Raw genomic sequence first — 22,518 nt, 5'->3', positions numbered from 1 at the left:
GGGAACTCAACCGTTAGCCGTTGTTTGCGAGAAGCGAGAACTGGCGCACATTGCTGATGCCGTCCCGGTCAACCAGCCGGGTCGGATAATCGCCAGTGAAGTAGTGGTCGGTGAACAGCGGCGCCTGTGCGTCGCGCGGAGCGCCGCTGACCGCCCTGTACAGCCCGTCGATGGACAGGAATTCCAGCGAATCCGCGCCGATATATTTGCACATGGAGGCAAGGGTCGCGTGCTGGTTGGCCAGGAGCTTGTCCGCATCCGGCGTGTCGATGCCGTAGAAATCCGGATGATAGATCATCGGGCTGGCGACGCGGATATGCACTTCCCGCGCCCCGGCATCGCGGATCATCTGCACGATCTTGACCGATGTCGTGCCGCGCACGATGGAATCGTCGACCAGCACCACGCGCTTGCCTTCGATCACGGCCCGGTTGGCCGAATGCTTCAGCTTGACGCCGAAGGCGCGGATCGACTGGGTCGGCTCGATGAAGGTACGGCCGACATAATGGTTGCGGATGATGCCGAGCTCGAATGGAATGCCGCTCGCCTGGGCAAAGCCGATGGCCGCAGGCGTGCCGCCGTCGGGAACCGGGACGACGACGTCGGCGTCCAGCGGTGCTTCCTTGGCCAGGTTGATGCCCATGTTCTTGCGGGCAGTATAGACGTTGCGGCCGCCGACAATGGAATCCGGGCGGGCAAAGTAGACATATTCGAACAGGCAGATGCGTTCCGGCTTTGGCGCCTGCGGCTTGAAGGCTTCGATGCTGATCGTGCCGTCGCTCTGGATTTCGCAGACGACGACCTCACCGTTCTCGATGTCACGCACGAACTTCGCGCCGATGATGTCGAGCGCGCAGCTTTCGGAGGCAAAGATCGGCTTGCCGTCGAGATCGCCCATGACGAGCGGCCGGATGCCGATCGGATCGCGCGCGGCGATCAGCTTGGTGCGGGTGAGGGCGAGCATGGCATAGCCGCCTTCCATCTGGCGGATCGCATCGACGAAACGGTCGCTCGACGATGTGCTGCGCGAACGGGCGATGAGATGCAGCACCACTTCCGTATCGGAATTGGACTGGCAGATCGCGCCGTCGGCGATCAGCTTGCGGCGCATGGTCAGGCCGTTGGTGAAATTGCCGTTATGGGCAATGGCGATGCCGCCGATTTCCAGTTCGGCAAACAGCGGCTGCACATTGCGCAGGGCCGGATCGCCTGTCGTGGAATAGCGCACATGGCCGATGGCGCGGTCGCCGGGCAGCTGCGCCAGCGTGGCGGGGTTGGTGTAATGGTCGCCGACGAGACCCATGCGGCGCTCCGAGCAGAACTGCTTGCCGTCATAGGAGACGATACCCGCCGCTTCCTGCCCGCGATGCTGCAGGGCATGCAGACCCAGCGCCGTCAGCGTGGCGGCATCGGGGTGCCCCAAAATGCCAAACACACCGCACTCTTCATGCAGTGTGTCGTCGTCAAGGGACATGAGAGGGGTCTCATCACGAAAAATGTCGGTCATTACCGCAAGCCTTTCGCCGCAGATTCAACTGTAAGATCTGTCATTCCATTATGCCACACTATGTGGGGTATTACCACGCAAACGCCAAGTTAACCGTTTGTCGCACCCGGCAGCCCGTCAGGGCTTCGGTGTCGTGCCTTCCGGCGGGATGTCTTCCTTGGGTTCAGGTGCCGTCGTTGCGTCCGGAGTATGGCTCGAGCCGGGCTTCAAACGCTTCAGAATGGTTGATTCCGGGTCTTCCGGCAAAAGGCTGATCAGCTTTGCGCCGAGCGAGTCGATCATCGGCTTGGACTTGGCCTGCGCCACCCAGGCGGGCTGGTTGTCCGTGACGAGCCAGTTGAAGAACAGCATCGCGACAACCACGAGAAGAACGCCGCGCGCCGCACCGAAGAGGAAGCCGAGCGTGCGGTCGAGCGCGCCGATGCGGCTGTCGATGATGAAATCGGCAATCTTCATGGTGATGACGGAAACGATGATCAGCGTAACGATGAAGACGATACCGGCCGCCGCGATCTGGGCGATGGTCTCATTGCTGATATAGGGCGCGAGGAAGGGGACGACCGGCTTGTAGAAGAGATAGGCGGCCGCGGCCGCCGCTGCCCATGACACGACGGACAGCACTTCGCGCGAAAAGCCGCGCACCATGGCGAGGACCGCCGAAACGAGGGTGATGCCCAAAAGAATTCCGTCTAGCAACGTAATAGGCATTTACATGTATCCCCAATCCAATTCCGACCTGCACACCCTCTCGGGAGGACTGTGCCGCGTCAGTCGTCGCGTTTCGTTTTACCGGGTCCCGACGCCGCAATCCGGGCCACAAGGTCCGGCAGCGACGCGGTCTCGGTCAGATGCGCATTGCGTCCCTTCGGCACGTCGTTGCTTCCCTTGGGAAGAACAGCCTGCTTGAACCCAAGCTTCTCTGCTTCCTTCAGCCGCTGCACCGCATGCGCCACCGGGCGAACGGCGCCAGACAAGCTGACTTCGCCGAAATAGACGCAATCGGCCGGAAGGGCAATACCGGCAATGGAGGAAACCAGTGCAGATGCAACCGCAAGATCGGCTGCAGGCTCGGAAATCCGGTATCCGCCCGCCACATTCAGGTAAACATCGTGCTGGCCGAACCGCACGCCGCAATGGGCTTCCAGCACCGCCAGAATCATCGAAAGGCGGCCGCCGTCCCAGCCGACGACGGCGCGGCGCGGCGTGCCGAGCGTGGAGGGCGCCACCAGCGCCTGAATTTCCACAAGCACCGGCCGGGTGCCTTCCATCCCGGCAAAAACCGCAGCGCCCGGCGATTTGTCATTGCGTTCGCCGAGAAAAAGCTCAGACGGATTGGCAACTTCGCGCAATCCGCGGTCGGACATTTCAAACACGCCGATCTCGTCGGTCGGGCCGAAACGGTTCTTCACCGTGCGCAGGATGCGGTAGTGGTGGCCGCCTTCGCCTTCGAAATACAGCACCGCATCCACCATGTGCTCGACAACGCGCGGCCCGGCGATCTGGCCGTCCTTGGTGACATGGCCGACGAGGACCACGGCTGCGCCGGTCTGCTTGGCAAAGCGGATCATCGCCTGCGCGCCGGCGCGCACCTGCGTGACCGTGCCGGGGGCCGAATCGGCGGCATCCGTCCACAGGGTCTGGATCGAATCGATGATGATGAGATCGGGCCGCTTGGAATCGGAAATGGTGGCGAGGATGTCCTCGACATTGGTTTCGGCGGCCAGAAGCACATCGGTGTCGGCGGCATGCAGGCGCTGCGCCCGCAGGCGGATCTGCGCCACCGCTTCTTCGCCCGAGACATAGATGACCTTGTGGCCCTGCCGCGCCAGGGCGGCGGCCGCCTGGGTCAGCAGGGTGGATTTGCCGATGCCGGGATCGCCGCCCACCAGAATGGCCGAACCGCGCACGAAACCGCCGCCGGTGACCCGGTCGAGCTCGCCGATGCCGGAGTGGATGCGCGGCGCATCCTCGATCTCGCCGGACAGCGAGGTGAGGGCGACGGCGCGGCCCTTGCGGCCGGACAGCTTGCCGGGGCCGCTGCCGATACCGCCCGCCGTGCCTTCTTCGACCAGCGTGTTCCATTCGCCGCAGGAATCGCACTTGCCGGCCCAGCGCGTATGCACGGCGCCGCAGTTCTGGCAGATGAATTGAATTCTTGCCTTGGCCATCAGGCGCCTTTTCCGGAATAGAGGTAGCGGCGGTGATAGCGGTTTCCAAGGCTGGTCAACAGCTCGAAGCCGATGGAGCCCGCGGCACGCGCCGCGTCATCCAGGGCGATGTTGCCGCCGAACAGCTCGACATGATCGCCTGTTTTGACGGCGTCCTCGGGAAGATCGGTGATGTCGAACGATGTCAGGTCCATGGTCACCCGGCCGATCACCGGCACCTTGCGTCCGGCAACAAAGCCTTCGCCGCCCTTGGGCACGACGCTGCGCAGGGGCGTGCCGCTGCCCGACAGCGAGCGCAGATAGCCGTCGGCGTAGCCGGTCGAGCAGACGGCAATCCGGGTGTCGCGTTCCAACAGCGCGGTGGCGCCGTAGCCCGCCGTCTCGCCCTTGGGGCTGGTGCGGATCTGCACGATGCGCGCTTCCAGCGTCACCACAGGGCGCATGGGATTGGCGACGCCGGCCAGCGCCTCGCCGCCATACATGGCAATGCCCGGACGGCTCAGGTCGCCGCCATTGCTGATCGTGTGAAAAATGCCGGAGGAGTTGGACGCGCTTGATTCAATGCCTGCAAAAGCGGTGCGAAGCGTTTGAAATGACTCGATCTGCTGCCGGGTGAGGCGATGGCCGGGTTCATCGCCGGTCGCCAGATGCGTCATGACCAGCACCGGCATTTCGCGGCCAGCGGCAGCAAAGTCGAGTGCTTCGGCCACGGTCAGCCCCAGCCGGTTCATGCCGGTATCCACGTGCAGGGCATAGGGCAGCGTCAATCCGCTCGCGGCATTGGCCCGGCTCCACAGGCCGATTTCGTGCAGCGAGCCGAGGACGGGGATCAGTCCCGATGCTTCGAATACCGGGCGCGCGTCGGCAAACAGGCCGTTCAGAACGAAAACGCGTGCATCCGGCGCGGCGGCCTTGACCCGCAGGCCTTCCTCGACCAGCGCCACGAAGAAGGTCCGGCAGCCGGCGTCGCGCAGGACAGGCACGACATGCTCGATGCCGAGCCCGTAGGCGTCAGCCTTGACGACGGCGCTCGCCTGCGCCGGTTTCGATTTTTCCGCAAGGAACGTCCAGTTGGCCACGAGCGCATCGAGATCGATGGTAAGCCGCCCGCCCGCGAGACGGGGATCGGCGCCTGCGGTGGTGACGTGAGGTTTTGTGCTGTTCAATTGATTACTCGAAGCGTTCTGGCAGGTGTGAATCTTCCGCAAGGTCGGTGAACCGGGTGAATTCCGCCTGGAAGGCCAGCTTCACCGTGCCCGTCGGGCCGTGACGCTGCTTGGCGATGATGACTTCCGCCTTGCCCATGGCCTCCTTGAGGTCGGCCTGCCACTTGAAATGCTCCTCGGTGCCTTCCTTCGGCTCCTTGTTCTTGATGTAGTATTCGTCGCGATAGACGAAGATCACCACGTCGGCGTCCTGCTCGATCGACCCGGATTCACGCAGGTCGGAGAGCTGCGGGCGCTTGTCTTCGCGGCTTTCCACCTGACGGGAGAGCTGTGACAGCGCGATGATCGGCGTGTTGAGTTCCTTGCCGAGCGCTTTCAGGCCCGTGGTGATTTCGGTGATTTCCTGCACGCGGTTTTCCGAAGCCTTTTTGGACGAACCCTGCATCAGCTGGATATAATCGATGACCAGAACGTCAAGGCCGCGCTGGCGCTTCAAACGCCGGGCACGGGCGGCCAGCTGGGCAATGGAAATACCACCGGTCTGGTCGATGTAGAGCGGCACCTTCTGCATGTGCTGCGAGCAGGCGACGAGCTTTTCGAATTCGGCCTCGTTGATTTCACCGCGGCGGATTTTCGATGAACTGATCTCCGACTGCTCGGAAATGATACGCGTCGCCAGCTGTTCCGACGACATTTCGAGCGAGAAGAAGCCGACGACGCCGCCGTTCTTGGCCTTGATCGTCCCGTCCGCCAGCTGCTCGGACTCGTAAGCCGCCGCGATATTGAAGGCGATGTTGGTGGCAAGCGAGGTCTTGCCCATACCGGGTCGTCCTGCAAGCACGATCAGATCCGACGGCTGCAGGCCGCCCATGCGGTTGTCGAGGGAATGGATGCCGGTGGAAACGCCGGACAGGTGCCCGTCGCGCATGAAGGCGGCGTTGGCCATGTCGACGGCGGTTTTCACCGCATCGGTGAAGGTCTGGAAGCCGCCATCGTAGCGGCCGGTTTCCGCCAGTTCGAACAGGCGGCGCTCGGCATCCTCGATCTGGCCTTGCGGCGCCACGTCCACCGGCGCGTCATAGGCGATATTGACCATGTCCTCGCCGATGGTGATCAGCGCGCGGCGCGTGGCAAGATCGTAGATGGCGCGGCCATAGTCCTCGGCATTGATGATGGTCACGGCTTCGGCGGCAAGGCGCGCCAGATACTGCATCACCGTCATCTCGCCGACTTTTTCCTCCACGGGCAGGAACGTCTTCAGCGTCACGGGATTGGCCATCTTGCCCATGCGGATCATGTCCGACGACACGTCGAAAATCTTGCGGTGCAGCGGCTCGTAGAAATGCACCGGCTTGAGGAAGTCGGAAACGCGGTAAAACGCATCATTGTTGATGAGAATGGCCCCGAGCAGCGCCTGTTCGGCCTCGATGTTGTTCGGCGCCTCGCGGTAGAGCTTGTCCGCGTTTTCCCGTACCTCGATGAATTTGCGTGCTGCCTCAGCCATGGTATTTTTTCCCGTTCGAATTAACTATGGCCTGCGCCGCGAATCCTAGGCAATGCAGGTAACAACCTTAGACCCCGCTATCCACAGAGGGGAAAAAGATTGGCCACGTCTCTTGCGCGATTCGCATTTGCTGATTCTAGGCTATTCGGCAGCCCGTGGGGAGGCTTAAGCGCGTTCTCCTGCCAATGTCCACCGCGCACTTGGTAGAATATGCCGCCACGATGCGAAAACCGCGCGCGATTCATGCTTTGGCCCGCCGCGATCAGCACAATCACGGCGGGCCAATGGGTTTGCTGCGACGGGCGTCAGCGTCCGGCAGCCGATTCCCGGTTGTCGACCTGGGTATTGGCGCAGCTGCGCTCGCTTTCCAGCCGCTTCAGGCGCTTTTCTTCCTTCTCGATGTAGTTGCGCGTCAGCGGCACCGATTCCTGCCGGTGCGCCAGCTGGATCTGGAACACCATCAGGTTCTGCCAGCGGAAGGCCGATTCCGATGCGGCGAGATAGAATTCCCACATCCGGCAGAAGCGCTCGTCATAGATCGCCTTGGCCTTGTCGCGGTTCGCCATGAACCGCTCGCGCCAGATGCGCAGTGTGTCGGCATAGTGCAACCGCAGGATTTCGATGTCGGTGATGACCAGCCCCGCCTTTTCGATCTGCGGAAGCACTTCCGAGAGCGCGGGGATGTAGCCGCCCGGAAAGATGTACTTCTGGATGAAGGCATTGGTATAGGACGGCCCGTCCGACCGGCCGATCGAATGCAGGAGGAAAACCCCGTCCTTCTTCAACAGCCGCGCCGTATGCTGGAAATACTCGGCGAAATGCCCGACGCCGACATGCTCGAACATGCCGACGGAGACAATCCGGTCAAAACTGTCGTCGATGGTCCGGTAGTCGCGCAGGTCGAAGCGAGCCTGTGTCGACAGGCCCTCGTCGATGGCCCGCTTGTTGGCGATGCCATGCTGTTCGTGCGAGAGCGTGACGCCCAGCACATTGGCATCGAGATGACGGGCGAGGTAAAGCCCGAGACCACCCCAGCCGCAGCCGATATCGAGGGTCTTGTGGCCCTTTTCGACCAGAAGCTTGGCCGCGATATGCCGTTTCTTCGCCAGCTGCGCCTCTTCGAGGGTCGCATCTGGATGCTCGAAATAGGCGCAGGAATACTGCATGTCCGGGTCGAGAAACAGGCGGTAGAGCTCTTCCGACAGGTCGTAGTGCCGCTGCACATTGCTGGATGAACGGGTGAGATTGTTCATCTGGTGCAGGCGGCGGGTGGCACGGCGAATGCCCTCCAGCGCCAGCATCCATGGCTCGCGTGCCGCGGTGGCGCCGGTGTTTTCAAAGATGATCTTCAGGACGTCGTAGATATCGCCGTCGAGAACATCGAGTTCGCCGTTCATATAGGCTTCGGCGAAATGCAGGGAGGGATCGAAGGCAATCCGCCGTTCGGCCGCAGCCGTGTTGATGCGGAAGTGGATGGGTTCTCCGGTCCCGTCACCAAAGGTGCGCTTCTGGCCGGATGAGTCAGTAATCGAAAGTGTACCAGTGTGGATGAGCCGCGAAAGCGCAGCCCTAAGAATGGCATTCATGAACAATCTCCATCATTGACGATAGAGCTCGGCCATTATGAGGCTCGGGATTGAGCCAAGGTCGGGCGTGGGTAGGATAAACAAATTTACCCGTTTTTTTGATTCTGCAAAGCAAAAAAACACCCGGCATCTCTGCCGGGTGTTTCATGGTAAAGCAAACACCACTCCTGCGAGCGGTTTTTGCTTTGAAATCAGGCGTTTTCTTCGCCTTCTTCGTCTTCGTCGAAGAATTCGTCGGAAAGCGGTGCTTCTTCAATGCCATAGATCGCTTCGGCGGAGGTGAGGTCTTCACCCTTTACCTGACGCTCGGCTTCATCGGCCGTACGGGCAATGTTGATCGTAACGGTTGCTTCAACTTCCGGATGCAGAACCAGAACGATCTTGTGCAGGCCGATCGTCTTGATTGGCGTGTTCAGTTCAACCTGGTTGCGGTTGATCGAGAAACCTTCCGCAGTGATCAGGTCGGCAATGTCGCGGGTCGTTACTGAACCGTAGAGCTGACCGGTTTCACCGGCGGAGCGGACAGCAACGAATGTCTTGCCGTCGAGCTTGTCGGCGATTGCCTGGGCTTCGGTCTTGCGCTCGAGGTTGCGGGCTTCGAGCTGGGCGCGCTGGCCTTCGAACTTCTTCTTGTTGGCTTCGTTGGCACGAAGCGCCTTGCCCTGCGGCAGAAGGAAGTTGCGGGCAAAGCCGTCCTTTACCTTGACTGTTTCACCCATCTGGCCGAGGCGGCTGATGCGTTCGAGAAGAATGACTTCCATGTGAGTTTTCCTTTCAAGTTCAATTGTCGTTATTGGGTGGGGTATCGGTATTCACAGCCTTCGAAACCGGCGCGTTGCGCGATGTGTCAAACAGACCGGCGAGAAGGAAGACGAGAAGTGCAAAAATAAAGAGAAACACGGCGAGATAGGCGAACCAAAGCGCAAACGGCCGCCAGGTGGCGCCACGCGTGCGGGCATGCAGCATGCCGAAGCCGGCCATGACGAACCCGGCGCCGAGGGCACCGGCAACCGCCGTTGCCGCGTAGCCGGGACCGCCCGGCAGGAACGCAGCGGCACAGGCGATGGCAAACACGACAAGCGCCGGGCGCGGCATGCGCAGGGCACGCGGCCAGTCGTCCCGCGGGCGGCGCAGCTTGCCCGAGGCAGCCGTCAGGCGCAGGGCGATGTAGAGATTGGCGATGATGACGCACAGCCACGCGGCGGGCTGCAGGGCCGGCAGGACGCGCACGACGAATTGCGCCATGCTCTGCGTCAGGTCGGCATTGGCCGCCAGTTCCGGATTGCTCACGGCCAGCTGCTGGGTCAGCGCCTGCGCCAGCTGGCGGGCAAAATCTTCGCTGAAGCCGATCATGACGCCGATGACGATGAAGGCGGCGGCGACAACAAGCGCCAGCCGCAGCAACGTATCGGCGAGGGGATACCAGACATAGACGTCCTTGGGGCCGCCGATCTCGGCGGCCGGACGGGCAAGGCCGGTGAAATAGGCGCCGACAGCGGCGGGCAGGGCGGTGATGAGCACGACGACGACGGCGGCCGTCGGGGCGGCGATGACGGACACCGCAACAGCCACGGTCAGCGCGGCGATGAAGCCGCAGGCCGTGCCCCAGCCCAGCGCCGCAACAAAGATCGGCAGCGGCGAAAGCAGCAGCAATATCATGGCAAGGCTGGAATTCACGATAACACCGGTCGTCAGCAGCGCAGCCGCAAGGCCAGCCAGCACACCAATGCCGATATCTGTTCCAGTCAGTTTCATGTCGCTCGCTGTCCTGCTTGTTGAAGCAGTTAGAGGTGGTTTTTCAACCGATCCCTCAACTTGGGTTTTCTGGTGTGCCTGACCACGCCCATCGCGGAAGGCTTTGTTGCCCCGGAGGGCAGAAGGCGGCGGGACGAAATCCTGCCGCCTCCGATAGTCTTACTTCACAACGTATGGCAGCAGGCCGAGGAAACGGGCGCGCTTGATCGCCTGGGCGAGTTCGCGCTGCTTCTTCTGGCTGACAGCCGTGATACGGGAAGGAACGATCTTGCCACGCTCGGAAATGTAGCGCGACAGGAGCTTGATGTCCTTGTAGTCGATCTTCGGCGCATTGGCACCCGAGAACGGGCAGGTCTTGCGGCGGCGATGGAACGGACGGCGGGTCGGGATCTGATTGATATCAACCATTATTCTGCTCCTTCACCGGCTTCGTTGTCACGCGGGCGGCGTGGACGGCGCGGACGATCGTCATCACGGCCACCGAACTTGTCGTCGCGTTCGCGGCGATCGTCACGGCGTGCAAGCATGGCCGACTGGCCTTCTTCGTGCTCTTCAACGCGGATCGTCATGAAGCGCAGAACGTCTTCATTGATGCGCTGCTGGCGCTCAACTTCGGCAACGGCGGCTGCCGGAGCATCGATGTTGAGAAGCGAGTAATACGCCTTGCGGTTCTTGTTGATGCGATAGGTCAGGGCGCGGAGGCCCCAGCTTTCAATACGCCCGACTTTGCCGCCATTGGCCTCGATGATACCCTTGTACTGTTCTACAAGCGCATCGACCTGCTGCTGCGAAATGTCCTGTCGAGCAAGGAACACATGTTCATAAAGAGCCATTGTCTTTGCCTTTCTTCGTTAATATTGCCCGGAATCAACGGTAAACCTCTGCGAATCTCTCTGCCGGGTGACCGGGGAAGAAAGGACGCTGATGGAGACGATCGAGAGCGGAGACACGGGAGGCTGAAGCTTTTACGCTTCCACGGATCGAAATCCGGCCCTCCGTTCAGCCCCCAGCTGACGCCGAGCAATGAACGGGCGGCTTATACGGGCAAATGGCAAAAGACGCAACCCGCCATGGACGTTTTATATTGCAACGCGACATGCCGGGCGATTTATGGGGATTTGTAGTCCGTGGTGCGTGGTTCGACAAGCTCACCATGAGGGAAGTTTGTGGGCTGCAATCAAACCACCTCCCTCATGGTGAGCTTGTCGAACCACGCACTGCAGTTTTGCCAGCCATCATAAAAAATCACACCAACTTATCCACGTTCTCCCATCCTCGCTTATCCTTCTCGTGTCCTTTCCGGCGGGAATGCTTCCGGAAACTTTCGCAAGTCGGGAAAGGATCGGCGCTTCGGCCCTACAGGGAGGAAAACCTGTGCGGCCGGGGAGGTTTGGCTCAATGGTTGCGCATTGGGCAAAAACCCGAAAACGCCGGGGCGGGTGGTCCCCAGGATCGCAAGCATTGCATACCACATACCCCAAGACCCGCGTTCCAGGGACCGCCCGTCTTTCCCACCTTTCAACAGCCAGACGCAATTGCGGGCGTGGCGCTGAAAACCCGTTATTCCGCCTATTATAATGTGCATGTGCGGCCGCTACGGCGCATGAAAGCTTGACTTCGGGCTTGCCGATAGGCACATCGCGCGGCAGATTGACGACGATAAAGCAGAAATCCGGAGGCACGCCCCATGTCCATAGCATTCACCTTCCCCGGTCAGGGCAGTCAGGCCGTCGGCATGGGCAAGGCATTGGCCGACAATTTTGCCGAAGCCAGGGCGGTGTTCGACGAGGTCGACGATGCGCTTGGTGAAAAGCTCTCCGCCATCATCTGGGACGGCCCGGAAGAAACCCTGACACTGACCGCCAATGCGCAGCCGGCCCTGATGGCGGTGTCCATCGCCGTCATCCGCGTGCTGGAAGCGCGCGGCATATCGATCAGGGACAAGGTCGCCTATGTCGCCGGTCATTCGCTCGGCGAATATTCGGCGCTGTGCGCTGCCGGAACATTCTCGCTCGCCGATACGGCGCGGCTCCTGCGCATCCGCGGCAATGCCATGCAGCAGGCGGTTCCCGCCGGGGCTGGCGCCATGGCCGCCATCATCGGGCTTGAGCACGAGGTCGTCGCCGCTGTCTGCGCCGATGCGGCGCTCGAAGGCCCGGTGCAGATCGCCAATGACAATGGCGGCGGCCAGATCGTCATTTCCGGCTCGAAGGCGCCGGTCGAGGCGGCCGCGGCGCTGGCGACGGAACGGGGTGCCAAGCGCGCCATCATGCTGCCGGTCTCCGCACCTTTCCATTCCGCGCTGATGGCGCCGGCCGCCGATGCCATGCGCGAGGCGCTGGCCAATGTGGCCAAGCACGATCCGGTGGTGCCGCTGATCGCCAATGTGCGCGCGGCTCCGGTGACGTCGGCCGATGCAATCGCGGCGTTGCTGGTCGAGCAGGTGACGGGTCAGGTCCGCTGGCGCGAGACGGTCGAATGGTTCGGCGCCAATGGCGTAACGACACTCTACGAGATTGGCGCAGGCAAGGTTTTGACCGGCCTTGCACGCCGCATCAGCAAGGACATGTCCGGTGTCGCCGTCGGCACGCCGGATGATATTGACGCGGCCGTTGCCGCGCTGAACGTTTGAACGGAAGGGATTGAGCAATGTTTGACCTGACAGGCCGCAAGGCTCTCATAACCGGCGCCAGCGGCGGTATCGGCGAATCCATTGCCCGGGCGCTGCATGCGCAGGGCGCCATTGTCGGCCTGCATGGCACGCGCGTCGAAAAACTCGAGGCGCTGGCAAACGAGCTTGGCGAACGGGTCAAGATTTTCCCGGCCAACCTGTCGAACCGCGATGAAGTGAAGGCGCTGGGCGAAAAGGCCGAAGCGGATCTCGAAGGCGTCGAAATCCTCGTCAACAATGCCGGCATCACCAAGGACGGCCTGTTCGTGCGCATGAGCGATGCCGATTGGGACAATGTGCTGGAGGTCAACCTGACCGCCGTATTCCGCCTGACCCGCGAACTGACCCATCCGATGATGCGCCGCCGCTATGGCCGCATCATCAACATTACTTCCGTTGTCGGCGTGACCGGCAATCCGGGCCAGACCAACTATGTCGCGTCGAAGGCCGGCCTTATCGGTTTTTCCAAGGCGCTCGCAGCTGAGATCGCCAGCCGCAACGTCACGGTCAATTGCGTTGCGCCCGGTTTCATCGAATCGGCCATGACGGACAAGCTGAACGACAAGCAGAAGGAAGGCATCATGTCCGCCATCCCGATGCGCCGCATGGGTACGGGCGAAGAGGTGGCATCCTCCGTCGTCTATCTCGCCAGCAATGAGGCTTCCTACGTCACCGGCCAGACGATCCACGTCAACGGCGGCATGGCGATGATCTGAGCCAGGTCAGGTCAGCCAGTATTTGAAAGCCCCGGGCGGAAACGTCCGGGGTTTTGTTTTTTCACGGCACCAAGGTCCTGACCCTGAAGGGCCTGACTCTAGACTATTGTAGAATTGATTTTTGCCTGAATTATTTCGACCATCAAAACAATTATACCAAGAACATTTCGAGGAGGAAATTGTTTTGAAAAAATCCCTGTTGAATGCTTTCGTTTTATCTCTCATTCCGATTTTCACGTCCGCCTGCAACAACGACGAAAAATCAGCAAGCGACGGTACGGGAACCTATTCGGCCAGCGCGACGGCTGAAGTTACCGGAAACAGTGCTGTTCCAGCAAAGAAAGCTGACATTCCAGTGCTGCTGGACCCGGATTCGCGGGCATGGGCGTTTGTGGCGCAGATGTCATTGGATGAAAAAATTCAGTTCATCCACACCGATCACAAAACTATGGGTGATACCGGCGGGGGCGGGGCTGGGCACATTCCAGGGCTGCCACGACTCAATATTCCGGAGCTGACGATCGCCGATTCATCGACGGGCTCGGGCGCGTTGAGGCTCGCCAGCACGACTTTCCCGGCAACGCTTGCTGTTGCGGCAAGTTGGGATGAAAAACTTTCTTATGATTACGGTGTTGAAATCGCCAAACAACTGCGCGCGCAGGGTTATGGCATGGGGTTGGGGGGCGGCGCCAACATGGTTCGTGATCCACGTTCGGGTCGCATGTTTGAATATCTGGGAGAGGATCCAGTCCTTGCAGGCAAGCTTTTGGCATGGCGTACAAAAGGCACCCAGAGCCAGCAGGTAATTGCAACGATCAAACATATGGTGGGTAATGAACAGGAGGCGCATCGCACGACAGGCAGCAGCGCCATCGACGAACGCACGCTGCGAGAGATTTACATGCTGCCCTTCGAGATTGCCGTTCGGGAGGCCGAGCCGGGCAGCGTCATGTGCGCATACAACAAGCTTACACTTGATAAATATCCCGCTGATATATTTGCTTGCCAGCACTATCACACGTTGACAGAAATTCTCAAGAATGAGTGGGGGTTCAAGGGGCAGGTTCAGACTGATTGGAAAGCCATACATTCTACCGCTGACGCGATCAATGCCGGTGTCGATGAGGAAGAGGATTGGCAGGCGGCTGAGTGGTTTCTTCCCGCTAAAGTGAAGCCGCTTCTGAATGACGGAATCATCTCCATATCCCGTCTGGACGATATGGTACGGCGCAAGCTGCGAACGATGATTAAGGTCGGTGTCATGGACAATCCGCCAGTCGATAACAAAACCGCAGACTTTAAACCACAAACCGATTTCGAAAGCGGGGCAGCCGTCGCGCAAAGAGTGGCTGAAGAATCGATCGTTCTGCTTAAAAATCGGGAAGCACAAGCGCCGCTCAGTGCCGCACCCAATGCACACCTCCTGCCATTGAACGCAGTGAAACTGAAAAAGATCGCGGTTATTGGCGCCCATGCCGATGACGCAGTCTTGTCGGGGGGTGGTTCTGGAAGTACCAGACACCCGGTCTGGGGCAATTACGACACGTGCGGGGATGTGAAACTACATCAAAATGGCTGCGGCTGGTGGGCTGTTCCGTGGGCGCTGGTACGAACGTCGATCGTTCGGGCAATCAAGGATGCCGCCCCGAATGCTGAAGTCGGTTATGGCGGAAACAGCGACCGTAAACAGCCGTTTCGTCCCTACACGGCACAAGAAATAGATGATGCCGTCAAGCTGGCGAGCACATCAGACGTGGCAATTGTCGTTGTCGATCAGCCCTCCGGTGAGGACGTGACCTCGCTCTCGCTCAGTTTGAGCGTTGTTCGCGATGGCAAAGATAAACCCAGCAATCAAGACGAATTGGTAGCGAAGGTAGCCGCTGTCAATAAAAACACGATCGTCATTATCGAAAGTGGAAATCCTATCCTGATGCCTTGGATCGATAATGTGGCGGCTGTTCTGGAAACCTGGTATCCTGGTGAAAACGGCGGACCGGCCATTGCGAATATCTTGTTCGGCAAGATCAACCCTTCAGGAAAACTGCCGATTACCTTTCCGAAAAAGGAAACTGACACCCCGACAGGTGGTGGCGCCTGGTCTGAAAATCCGGTTTATTCCGAAAAACTTGAGGTCGGATACCGCTGGTACGATGCAAAAAGCGTAGCGCCATTGTTTGAATTCGGCTTTGGCCTGTCTTACACCAGTTTTTCGTATTCGGATTTACGGATGGATACGGACGGAACGGACGGCACGAGAACAGTATCCTTTTCCGTTGAAAATACCGGTACGGTTTCCGGAAAAGAGGTGCCGCAAGTCTATATCCAGTTTCCTTCATCTGCGGGGGAGCCACCTAAACGGCTTGTCGGTTGGGAGAAAGTGGATCTGAAGCCTGGTGAAAAGAAAAAAGTGACTGTTAAAGTTCTGCCTCGAATGCAGAGCATCTGGGATACCGATAAGGAAACATGGAAACTGGTGCCGCCCAGCAAGATTATGGTGGGTGCCTCATCACGCCAGATCAAACTGGAGCTTTGAACTGCGACACCGACTGATTGCATCAAGCTGTTCGCTCGCTCCTTTGGTCACGCGTATTCCGCCCGGTTGCACCTTTGCGCCGGGCGTTTACGTCGCAATCACATTTATGCGATTGAGACCGTGAATAAAGCGTGATAAGTCGCGCACCAAGTCAGGGTGTCAAATCGATTTGATGCCTTTTCCATTCCGCAAGGAAGAAGTGGCTGGGATGAGGGGTTTTAGCTGTTAAACAAGGCTGACCTGCCATCTTATTGCTTGATTAGAGTCATCCGTGCCGCTAACCAAGGCATGGAGAAAAACAAACAGGTTGAGGTTTCCACATGAGTGATACTGCAGAACGCGTCAAGAAAATCGTTATTGAACATCTGGGCGTTGATGCCGAGAAAGTCACCGATGGTGCGAGCTTCATCGACGATCTGGGCGCAGACAGCCTTGATACTGTCGAGCTCGTGATGGCTTTCGAAGAAGAATTCGGCGTTGAAATTCCTGATGATGCTGCCGAGACAATTCTGACAGTCGGCGATGCCGTCAAGTTCATCGACAAAGCACAAGCCTGATTTTCATTCGGCCCGGCAGCGCAGGAATTTTGACAGGCGGCAGATTGCCTTTGTCGGAACCTGCGCAGGGCCCTTGGAAAATATCATGCTGAATATGACATTGAAGGATCGGCCATGAGGCGCGTTGTCATAACCGGCCTTGGGCTGGTTTCTCCTCTTGCATCCGGTGTTGAGCACACATGGTCCCGCCTCCTGGCTGGCCAGAGCGGTGCCCGGCGGGTCACAGAGTTTGAAGTTGAAGATCTGCCTTGCAAGATTGCCTGCCGCATTCCAGTCGGCGATGGCTCCGATGGCACATTCAATCCGGACGATTGGATGGAACCGAAGGAACAGCGCAAGGTTGATCCCTTTATCATTTATGCCATGGCTGCCGCTGACCAGGCGCTTGCCGATGCCAAATGGGCACCGGAAAGCGACGAGGATCAGATCGCCACGGGTGTTCTCATCGGTTCGGGTATCGGCGGTCTCGAGGGCATTGTCGAAGCCGGCTATACGCTGCGCGACAAGGGTCCGCGCCGCATTTCGCCGTTCTTCATTCCCGGACGTCTGATCAATCTGGCTTCCGGCCAGGTCTCCATCAAGCACAAGCTGCGCGGCCCGAACCATTCGGTTGTCACCGCCTGCTCGACCGGCGCGCATGCGATCGGCGATGCATCGCGTCTCATCGCCTTCGGTGATGCCGATGTGATGGTTGCCGGCGGAACGGAATCGCCCGTCAGCCGCATCTCGCTGGCCGGTTTTGCCGCCTGCAAGGCCTTGTCCACAGCCCGCAACGATGATCCGACAGCGGCCTCGCGTCCCTATGACGATGACCGCGATGGTTTCGTCATGGGCGAGGGTGCCGGTATCGTCGTGCTGGAAGAGCTGGAACATGCGCTGGCCCGAGGGGCGAAGATTTACGCCGAGGTCATCGGCTACGGCCTGTCCGGCGACGCCTACCACATCACCGCTCCGTCCGAGAGCGGCGAGGGTGCGCAGCGCTCCATGGAAATGGCGCTGAAGCGCGCAGGCATTACCCCGGATCAGGTCGACTACATCAATTCGCACGGCACATCGACGATGGCCGATACGATCGAGCTGGCGGCCGTTGAACGTGTTCTGGGCGATGCCGCTCCGAAAGTGTCGATGTCGTCGACAAAGTCTTCCATCGGTCATCTCCTGGGTGCAGCCGGTTCGACCGAAGCCATCTTCTGTGCGCTGGCCATTCGCGACAATGTCGCCCCGGCCACGCTCAATCTGCACAAGCCATCGGTCGAGACAAAGATCGATCTGGTCCCGCACAAGCCGCGGCATCGCACCGTCGATGTGGCTCTTTCCAATTCCTTTGGTTTTGGCGGTACCAACGCTTCGCTGGTTTTGCGGCGTTATCAACAGTGATTGAAGCAATGGCGGAAGCGTTTTCGCGCTTTCGCCATATTCACAATCAGAATAATACCGGTTCCAACCGGAAAAACATGCTCGAGGTGCCCGTGTGAGCTCAGATCAGCAGTCTGAAGAGACGAACGGTTCAGCCGCCGCCAGCGCGCCGGAGCGCAATCCGATTGTCCCGCAGTCGGCATCCGAGGCCCTGCGCCCCGAACCGGGCACGCCGCCGCCCGCACCCCGGCGCCGCTCGCGCCGTGCGCGCAGCCAGATCGTTGTCTTCGCCAATTTCATGCTGTCGCTCGTGGTGCTTCTGGTGATTGCCGCCGCTGCCGCGGTCTATTTCGGCAAGGTCGCCTTCAACGAACCCGGCCCGACGGAAGTCACCACCAATTATGTCGTCAAGAACGGCAGCGGCATCGTCGAAATCGCCGATGGCCTCGAACGCCGCGGCATCATCACCGATGGCCGCGTGTTCAAATATGGCGTTCAGGCCTATGGCTTTCAGCGCGACATGAAGGCCGGCGAGTACGAGATCAAGGCACACGCCTCGATGCGAGACATCATGGACCTGCTGCGCAGCGGCAAGTCTGTCCTGCATTCGCTGACCGTTCCCGAAGGCCTGACCGTCGACCAGATTCTGCAGCGCGTCAGCGAGGATGATGCGCTGGTGGGAGCATTGCCGGCGGTCGTTCCGGCGGAAGGCACGCTGTTCGCCAACACGCAGCGCTTCTCCCGCGGCATGACGCGCGAGGAAATCATCAAGAAGATGCAGGCCGACCAGAAGAAACTGGTCGAGGATATCTGGGCGCGCCGCGACCAGAGCATCCCGCTCAAGACCATCGAGGAATTCGTCACGCTGGCGTCCATCGTCGAGAAGGAGACCGGCAAGGCCGATGAGCGTCCGCGCGTCGCCGCCGTGTTCATCAACCGCCTGAACAAGCGGATGCGCCTGCAGTCCGATCCGACGATCATCTATGGCCTGTTCGGCGGCAAGGGCAAGCCGGCCGACCGCCCGATCCTGAAATCGGATCTGGAGAAGCCGACGCCCTACAACACCTATACGATCAATGGCCTGCCGCCCGGTCCGATTGCCAATCCGGGTCGCGATGCGCTGGAAGCGGTTGCGCATCCCTCGCAGACCAAGGACCTCTACTTCGTGGCTGACGGAACCGGCGGGCATGTCTTTGCTGAAACGCTGGATGACCACAACGACAATGTGAAGCGCTGGCGCACCGTCGAGAAGAACCGTGTCGACGAGGCTGCCAAGGCGGCCACCGGCGACAAGAATGCCAAGCCGTCTGCGGCGGACGACAGCGCGCCGACACAGGAATAATGTCTGAAGGCCTGGTTTCGATCAGGCCTTTGTCCTTTCGGACTTTGGGGGAAAAATGTCATTGCAAAGCATGACGGGTTTTGCCCGTCACCTCCGGAACAGCGCCGGGGCGCAGATTTCATGGGAAATCAAATCGGTGAACGGCAAGGGGCTCGATGTGCGGTTCCGGCTGCCTGCGGGGTTCGAAGCCGTGGAGCAGAAGGCGCGCGCGCTGTTCAGCCAGCATTTCAAGCGCGGCAATTTCCAGGCGGCCCTGACCGTTGACCGCAGCGCCGGCGATGCCAGGGCGCTCATCAACGAACCGCTGCTGAGGGAACTGGCAGGGATCGCCGCCCAGCTGCGTGCTGACTTCGGTCTGGCACCGTCCACCCCGGAAGGCCTGATGGCGCTGCGCGGCGTTCTGGAAGCGCCGCAGGACGTGTTGACGGATGAAGACCAGGCCGAGATCGAAGCGGCCGTGCTGGCGGTCCTCGACGAGACGCTTGTGCAGCTTGCGCGCAACCGTGAGACCGAGGGCAAGGCGCTCGGCGACATACTGAGCACCCAGATCGATGCGGTGGAACGGCTGACCGGGGAGGCGCGGCGCGATCCGAGCCGGACGCTCGACGCCGTCCGGTCGAGACTGGCGGCACAGGTTGCACTGCTGCTCGATGCATCTCCGGCTCTCGATGAAGCGCGCCTGCACATGGAGGCGGCGTTTCTCGCCACCAAGGCCGATATCCAGGAAGAGCTGGACCGTCTGGAAATGCATGTGGCCGCCGCCCGCACGTTGCTGCGCGATGGCAATGGTGTCGGGCGCAAGCTGGATTTTCTGACACAGGAATTTAACCGCGAGGCGAATACACTCTGCTCCAAGTCCAATGCGGCCTCCATCACGTCGATTGGACTTGACCTCAAGGCGGTTGTGGATCAATTGCGCGAGCAAATACAGAATCTGGAGTAAACATGCTCAACGCCTCAAACAGCATCAAGCGCCGCGGCCTCATGCTGGTACTGTCGTCGCCATCGGGTGCCGGCAAGTCGACCATTGCCCGTCTGCTGCTCAACGACAAGGAAAAGCTGGAACTGTCGCTGTCGATCAGCGTCACCACCCGTCCGCGCCGCGCCAGCGAGATCGACGGCGTGCACTATCATTTCATTTCGGTGCGCGAATTCGAACGCCTGCGCGACAGTGATGAACTGATCGAATGGGCGGAGGTGCATGGCAATTTCTATGGCACGCCGCGTGAGGCGGCGGAAAACGCCCTGGCCGACGGACAGGACATGCTGTTCGACATCGACTGGCAGGGCGCGCTGCAATTGCAGGACAAGATGAAGGGCGATGTCGTCAGCATTTTCATCCTGCCGCCGTCCATGGCCGACCTGAAGCTGCGGCTGCATCGCCGCGCCGAGGACACCGAAGAAGTCATCGACATGCGCCTGCGCAATGCGCGCAACGAGATCGAACGCTGGCGTTCCTATGATTACGTCATCGTCAACAAGGATCTGGAACGTGCCTATCACGAGGTCCAGTCCATCGTGACGGCCGAACGCCTGCGCCGCGACCGTTGCCCCGGCCTGTTCGATTTCGTCAGCGGCCTTCTGGATGAGAAGATCGATTAACAGTGCAGGTTATCTGATATCTGCAGGAACATTGTGCGTGGTTCGACAAGCTCACCATGAGGGAGAGTGAGGATTGCAGGAAGCTTTATTCTGCAATGTTTCCGGCTAGCCCTGCAGCCCACCCATCTCCCTCATGGTGAGCTTGTCGAACCACGCACAGTGGTTATGCAAGATTTACCAATGGTTTCCCTAACCCACACCTAAACCGCGTTGGCCAGCGCTACAAACTCATCAATGGACAGTGTTTCGGCGCGGCGTGTGGGATCAATCCCGACTTTGGCCAGCAGCGCTTCACCGCCGAGCGGCTTGATGCTCTGGCGCAGCATCTTGCGGCGCTGGCCGAAGGCCGCCTGCGTGACACGGCCGAGCATGGTCGCATCGCAGGCCAGCGGGCTTGCGCGCGGAATGAGGTGAACCACCGAGGACGTCACCTTCGGCGGCGGGGTAAAGGCCTGCGGCGGCACGTCGAACGTAATTTTGGCTTCCGTGCGCCAGCCCGCCAGCACGCCGAGGCGGCCATAGGCATCGGAGGCAGGCTTTGCCACGATGCGCTCGGCCACTTCGCGCTGGAACATCAGCGTCAGCGAGGCATAGAAGGGCGGCCACGGCTCGCTCAAGAGCCAGTCGATCAACAGCTGCGTGCCGACATTGTAGGGCAGGTTGGCGACGATCTTGACTGTGCCGTCCCCCGCCAGCGCCTTGAAATCCGTCTCCAGCGCATCGCCTGATATGACCTGCAGGCGGCCGGGATAATGATCGGAAACTTCCTGCAGCGCCGCCAGGCAGCGCTCGTCGCGTTCAATGGCAATCACATGGGCACCCTGCGCCAGCAGGGCGCGGGTCAGGCCGCCGGGGCCAGGGCCGACCTCGATGACGGTCTGTCCCTGCAGATCGCCGGCCTGCCGCGCGATCTTGGCGGTCAGGTTCAGATCGAGCAGGAAATTCTGGCCGAGGGATTTTTTGGCCATCAACTCGTGCCGGTCGATCACATCGCGCAGAGGGGGGAGGCTGTCGATGCTCATACGGCGTTATTTTCCGGGCTGGAGCGATGGGAGGCGAGTTCACTCGCCAAGCGCAATGCGGCGATGAAGCTGTCCGGCTTGGCCTTGCCCGATCCGGCGATATCGAATGCGGTGCCGTGGTCGGGCGAGGTGCGCACGAAGGGCAGGCCGAGCGTTACGTTCACGCTGTCGTCAAAGCCCAGCGTCTTGGCCGGGATGAGCGCCTGGTCGTGATACATGCAGATCGCCGCGTCATAGCTGGCACGCGCCGCCGCATGGAACATCGTGTCGGCCGGCAGCGGCCCGCGTGCATCGATGCCTTCCTTGCGCAGGATCTCAACCGCCGGGCGGACGATCTCTTCGTCTTCCAGGCCCATGGCGCCGCCTTCGCCCGCATGCGGATTGAGCCCGGCAATGGCAAGGCGCGGATTGGCGATGCCGAACTGGCTTTTCAGCGCCTGCGCCGTGATGCGTGAAATGGTGACGATCCGGGCGGTATCCAGCACCTCGGGAACACGGGCAAGGGCAATGTGGATGGTCACGGGAACCGCGCGCAGCAGGGGCCCTGCCAGCATCATGACGGGTGTGACCTCGCCGCCGAACTGCTCACTGGCCAGATGCGCCAGGAATTCCGTATGGCCGGGAAAGCGGAACCCCGCCTCATAGAGCGGCTTCTTGGCGATGGGGCAGGTGACAACGGCACTGGCACGGCCGGAAAGCGTGTATTCGACGGCGCGCTCGATCGCCTCGATCGTTCCGGCGGCATTTTCGGCGAGCGGAATGCCGGGGCGGTTGATTTGCCGGTTTTGCAGGGGAACGATCGGCAAAGCCCGCCCGAAAACCCTGTCGGCATCTTCAGGCGTGGTGATTTCGATGGGGCAATCCATGCCGAGCCGTGCCGCACGTGCGGCAATAAGCTTTTCGTCGCCAAGCAGAAAAAACGCCGGCAGACGCGCCGACGCGCGCAATGCCCATGCGGCAAGCGCTATGTCAGGTCCGATTCCGGAGGGATCACCGGAGCTTACGGCGAGGATGCTGCTCATAGGAAGGCAAT

The 22,518-nt window shown here is 60.4% G+C and carries 20 protein-coding genes; 8 read left to right on the top strand and 12 right to left on the bottom strand.

Going from position 1 to position 22,518, the window contains the following annotated elements; genetic code table 11:
• Nucleotides 1–13: 13 nt before the first annotated feature.
• The 10 genes from purF to rpsF all read right to left on the bottom strand — a co-directional run bounded on the left by purF (nt 14) and on the right by rpsF (nt 10,519).
• Complete coding sequence (purF, locus tag ACZ25R_RS15055) at nt 14–1,507, bottom strand: amidophosphoribosyltransferase (RefSeq protein WP_464659791.1); 1,494 nt, start codon at nt 1,505–1,507, stop codon at nt 14–16.
• A gap of 117 nt (nt 1,508–1,624) precedes the next feature.
• Nucleotides 1,625–2,215 carry a CvpA family protein gene (locus ACZ25R_RS15050; protein WP_105735815.1) on the bottom strand — a complete coding sequence of 197 codons (591 nt, stop codon included), beginning with the start codon at nt 2,213–2,215 and terminating at the stop codon, nt 1,625–1,627.
• 59 nt (nt 2,216–2,274) lie between these two features.
• A complete protein-coding gene (gene radA / locus ACZ25R_RS15045) occupies nt 2,275–3,675 on the bottom strand; it encodes a DNA repair protein RadA (RefSeq protein WP_346304874.1) in 1,401 nt (466 codons plus the stop codon).
• On the bottom strand, nt 3,675–4,841 hold the full coding sequence (gene alr, locus ACZ25R_RS15040; protein WP_472461405.1) for an alanine racemase: 1,167 nt from the start codon (nt 4,839–4,841) through the stop codon (nt 3,675–3,677). Before alr ends, radA begins: the two co-directional genes overlap by 1 nt.
• Nucleotides 4,842–4,845: 4 nt before the next feature.
• On the bottom strand, nt 4,846–6,345 hold the full coding sequence (locus ACZ25R_RS15035) for a replicative DNA helicase (protein ID WP_464659795.1): 1,500 nt from the start codon (nt 6,343–6,345) through the stop codon (nt 4,846–4,848).
• Nucleotides 6,346–6,650: 305 nt separating this feature from the next.
• The gene (locus ACZ25R_RS15030; protein WP_464659797.1) at nt 6,651–7,931 is read right to left on the bottom strand and encodes a class I SAM-dependent methyltransferase; all 1,281 of its coding nucleotides are present in this window, start codon (nt 7,929–7,931) and stop codon (nt 6,651–6,653) included.
• Between the two features lie 191 nt (nt 7,932–8,122).
• Nucleotides 8,123–8,692, bottom strand: a complete 570-nt coding sequence (gene rplI / locus ACZ25R_RS15025) for a 50S ribosomal protein L9 (protein WP_288194111.1) — start codon at nt 8,690–8,692, stop codon at nt 8,123–8,125.
• 19 nt (nt 8,693–8,711) lie between these two features.
• Entirely contained in the window at nt 8,712–9,686 is a 975-nt protein-coding gene (locus tag ACZ25R_RS15020; protein ID WP_472461404.1) for a DUF2232 domain-containing protein, read from the bottom strand.
• Between the two features lie 159 nt (nt 9,687–9,845).
• Nucleotides 9,846–10,094, bottom strand: coding sequence for a 30S ribosomal protein S18 (rpsR, locus tag ACZ25R_RS15015; RefSeq protein WP_027229803.1), 249 nt, complete (start codon nt 10,092–10,094; stop codon nt 9,846–9,848).
• Nucleotides 10,094–10,519, bottom strand: a complete 426-nt coding sequence (rpsF, locus tag ACZ25R_RS15010; RefSeq protein ID WP_105735802.1) for a 30S ribosomal protein S6 — start codon at nt 10,517–10,519, stop codon at nt 10,094–10,096. Before rpsF ends, rpsR begins: the two co-directional genes overlap by 1 nt.
• A gap of 854 nt (nt 10,520–11,373) precedes the next feature.
• Here rpsF and fabD point away from each other — a divergent pair.
• The 8 genes from fabD (at nt 11,374) to gmk (ending at nt 20,463) form a co-directional block, all read left to right on the top strand.
• The gene (fabD, locus tag ACZ25R_RS15005) at nt 11,374–12,318 is read left to right on the top strand and encodes an ACP S-malonyltransferase (RefSeq protein ID WP_472461403.1); all 945 of its coding nucleotides are present in this window, start codon (nt 11,374–11,376) and stop codon (nt 12,316–12,318) included.
• A 17-nt stretch (nt 12,319–12,335) separates the two neighbouring features.
• The gene (gene fabG / locus ACZ25R_RS15000) at nt 12,336–13,073 is read left to right on the top strand and encodes a 3-oxoacyl-[acyl-carrier-protein] reductase (protein WP_182547320.1); all 738 of its coding nucleotides are present in this window, start codon (nt 12,336–12,338) and stop codon (nt 13,071–13,073) included.
• Nucleotides 13,074–13,194: 121 nt separating this feature from the next.
• Entirely contained in the window at nt 13,195–15,606 is a 2,412-nt protein-coding gene (locus ACZ25R_RS14995; protein ID WP_472461402.1) for a beta-glucosidase, read from the top strand.
• A gap of 320 nt (nt 15,607–15,926) precedes the next feature.
• Nucleotides 15,927–16,163 (top strand): acyl carrier protein, encoded by a 237-nt coding sequence (locus tag ACZ25R_RS14990; protein ID WP_008128530.1) that lies wholly within the window; start codon nt 15,927–15,929, stop codon nt 16,161–16,163.
• Between the two features lie 114 nt (nt 16,164–16,277).
• Nucleotides 16,278–17,540 (top strand): beta-ketoacyl-ACP synthase II, encoded by a 1,263-nt coding sequence (fabF, locus tag ACZ25R_RS14985; protein ID WP_223611243.1) that lies wholly within the window; start codon nt 16,278–16,280, stop codon nt 17,538–17,540.
• A 94-nt stretch (nt 17,541–17,634) separates the two neighbouring features.
• A complete protein-coding gene (gene mltG, locus ACZ25R_RS14980) occupies nt 17,635–18,861 on the top strand; it encodes an endolytic transglycosylase MltG (RefSeq protein ID WP_223611242.1) in 1,227 nt (408 codons plus the stop codon).
• A gap of 55 nt (nt 18,862–18,916) precedes the next feature.
• Entirely contained in the window at nt 18,917–19,804 is an 888-nt protein-coding gene (locus tag ACZ25R_RS14975) for a YicC/YloC family endoribonuclease (protein ID WP_288194099.1), read from the top strand.
• 2 nt (nt 19,805–19,806) lie between these two features.
• Nucleotides 19,807–20,463 (top strand): guanylate kinase, encoded by a 657-nt coding sequence (gene gmk, locus ACZ25R_RS14970; RefSeq protein ID WP_105735787.1) that lies wholly within the window; start codon nt 19,807–19,809, stop codon nt 20,461–20,463.
• A 200-nt stretch (nt 20,464–20,663) separates the two neighbouring features.
• On the opposite strand, the gene rsmA is transcribed toward gmk, so the two are convergent.
• Both rsmA and pdxA read right to left on the bottom strand, forming a co-directional pair.
• Nucleotides 20,664–21,485, bottom strand: a complete 822-nt coding sequence (gene rsmA, locus ACZ25R_RS14965) for a 16S rRNA (adenine(1518)-N(6)/adenine(1519)-N(6))-dimethyltransferase RsmA (protein WP_472461401.1) — start codon at nt 21,483–21,485, stop codon at nt 20,664–20,666.
• Entirely contained in the window at nt 21,482–22,507 is a 1,026-nt protein-coding gene (pdxA, locus tag ACZ25R_RS14960; RefSeq protein ID WP_472461400.1) for a 4-hydroxythreonine-4-phosphate dehydrogenase PdxA, read from the bottom strand. Before pdxA ends, rsmA begins: the two co-directional genes overlap by 4 nt.
• Between the last annotated feature and the right edge of the window lie 11 nt (nt 22,508–22,518).

The sequence above is a fragment of the Phyllobacterium sp. RCAM01083 genome, from assembly GCF_055685835.1.
The sequence above is the reverse complement of the archived record's forward strand: the minus strand, read 5'-3'. Positions and strand labels throughout refer to the sequence as shown.

Excerpts from the sequence above, each read along its gene's own strand:
- purF (WP_464659791.1), bottom strand. The coding sequence starts at position 1,507 with ATGACCGACATTTTTCGTGATGAGACCCCTCTCATGTCCCTTGACGAC.
- ACZ25R_RS15050 (WP_105735815.1), bottom strand. The coding sequence starts at position 2,215 with ATGCCTATTACGTTGCTAGACGGAATTCTTTTGGGCATCACCCTCGTT.
- radA (WP_346304874.1), bottom strand. The coding sequence starts at position 3,675 with ATGGCCAAGGCAAGAATTCAATTCATCTGCCAGAACTGCGGCGCCGTG.
- ACZ25R_RS15035 (WP_464659795.1), bottom strand. The coding sequence starts at position 6,345 with ATGGCTGAGGCAGCACGCAAATTCATCGAGGTACGGGAAAACGCGGAC.
- ACZ25R_RS15030 (WP_464659797.1), bottom strand. The coding sequence starts at position 7,931 with ATGAATGCCATTCTTAGGGCTGCGCTTTCGCGGCTCATCCACACTGGT.
- rplI (WP_288194111.1), bottom strand. The coding sequence starts at position 8,692 with ATGGAAGTCATTCTTCTCGAACGCATCAGCCGCCTCGGCCAGATGGGT.
- ACZ25R_RS15020 (WP_472461404.1), bottom strand. The coding sequence starts at position 9,686 with ATGAAACTGACTGGAACAGATATCGGCATTGGTGTGCTGGCTGGCCTT.
- rpsR (WP_027229803.1), bottom strand. The coding sequence starts at position 10,094 with ATGGTTGATATCAATCAGATCCCGACCCGCCGTCCGTTCCATCGCCGC.
- rpsF (WP_105735802.1), bottom strand. The coding sequence starts at position 10,519 with ATGGCTCTTTATGAACATGTGTTCCTTGCTCGACAGGACATTTCGCAG.
- fabD (WP_472461403.1), top strand. The coding sequence starts at position 11,374 with ATGTCCATAGCATTCACCTTCCCCGGTCAGGGCAGTCAGGCCGTCGGC.
- fabG (WP_182547320.1), top strand. The coding sequence starts at position 12,336 with ATGTTTGACCTGACAGGCCGCAAGGCTCTCATAACCGGCGCCAGCGGC.
- ACZ25R_RS14990 (WP_008128530.1), top strand. The coding sequence starts at position 15,927 with ATGAGTGATACTGCAGAACGCGTCAAGAAAATCGTTATTGAACATCTG.
- fabF (WP_223611243.1), top strand. The coding sequence starts at position 16,278 with ATGAGGCGCGTTGTCATAACCGGCCTTGGGCTGGTTTCTCCTCTTGCA.
- ACZ25R_RS14975 (WP_288194099.1), top strand. The coding sequence starts at position 18,917 with ATGTCATTGCAAAGCATGACGGGTTTTGCCCGTCACCTCCGGAACAGC.
- gmk (WP_105735787.1), top strand. The coding sequence starts at position 19,807 with ATGCTCAACGCCTCAAACAGCATCAAGCGCCGCGGCCTCATGCTGGTA.
- rsmA (WP_472461401.1), bottom strand. The coding sequence starts at position 21,485 with ATGAGCATCGACAGCCTCCCCCCTCTGCGCGATGTGATCGACCGGCAC.
- pdxA (WP_472461400.1), bottom strand. The coding sequence starts at position 22,507 with ATGAGCAGCATCCTCGCCGTAAGCTCCGGTGATCCCTCCGGAATCGGA.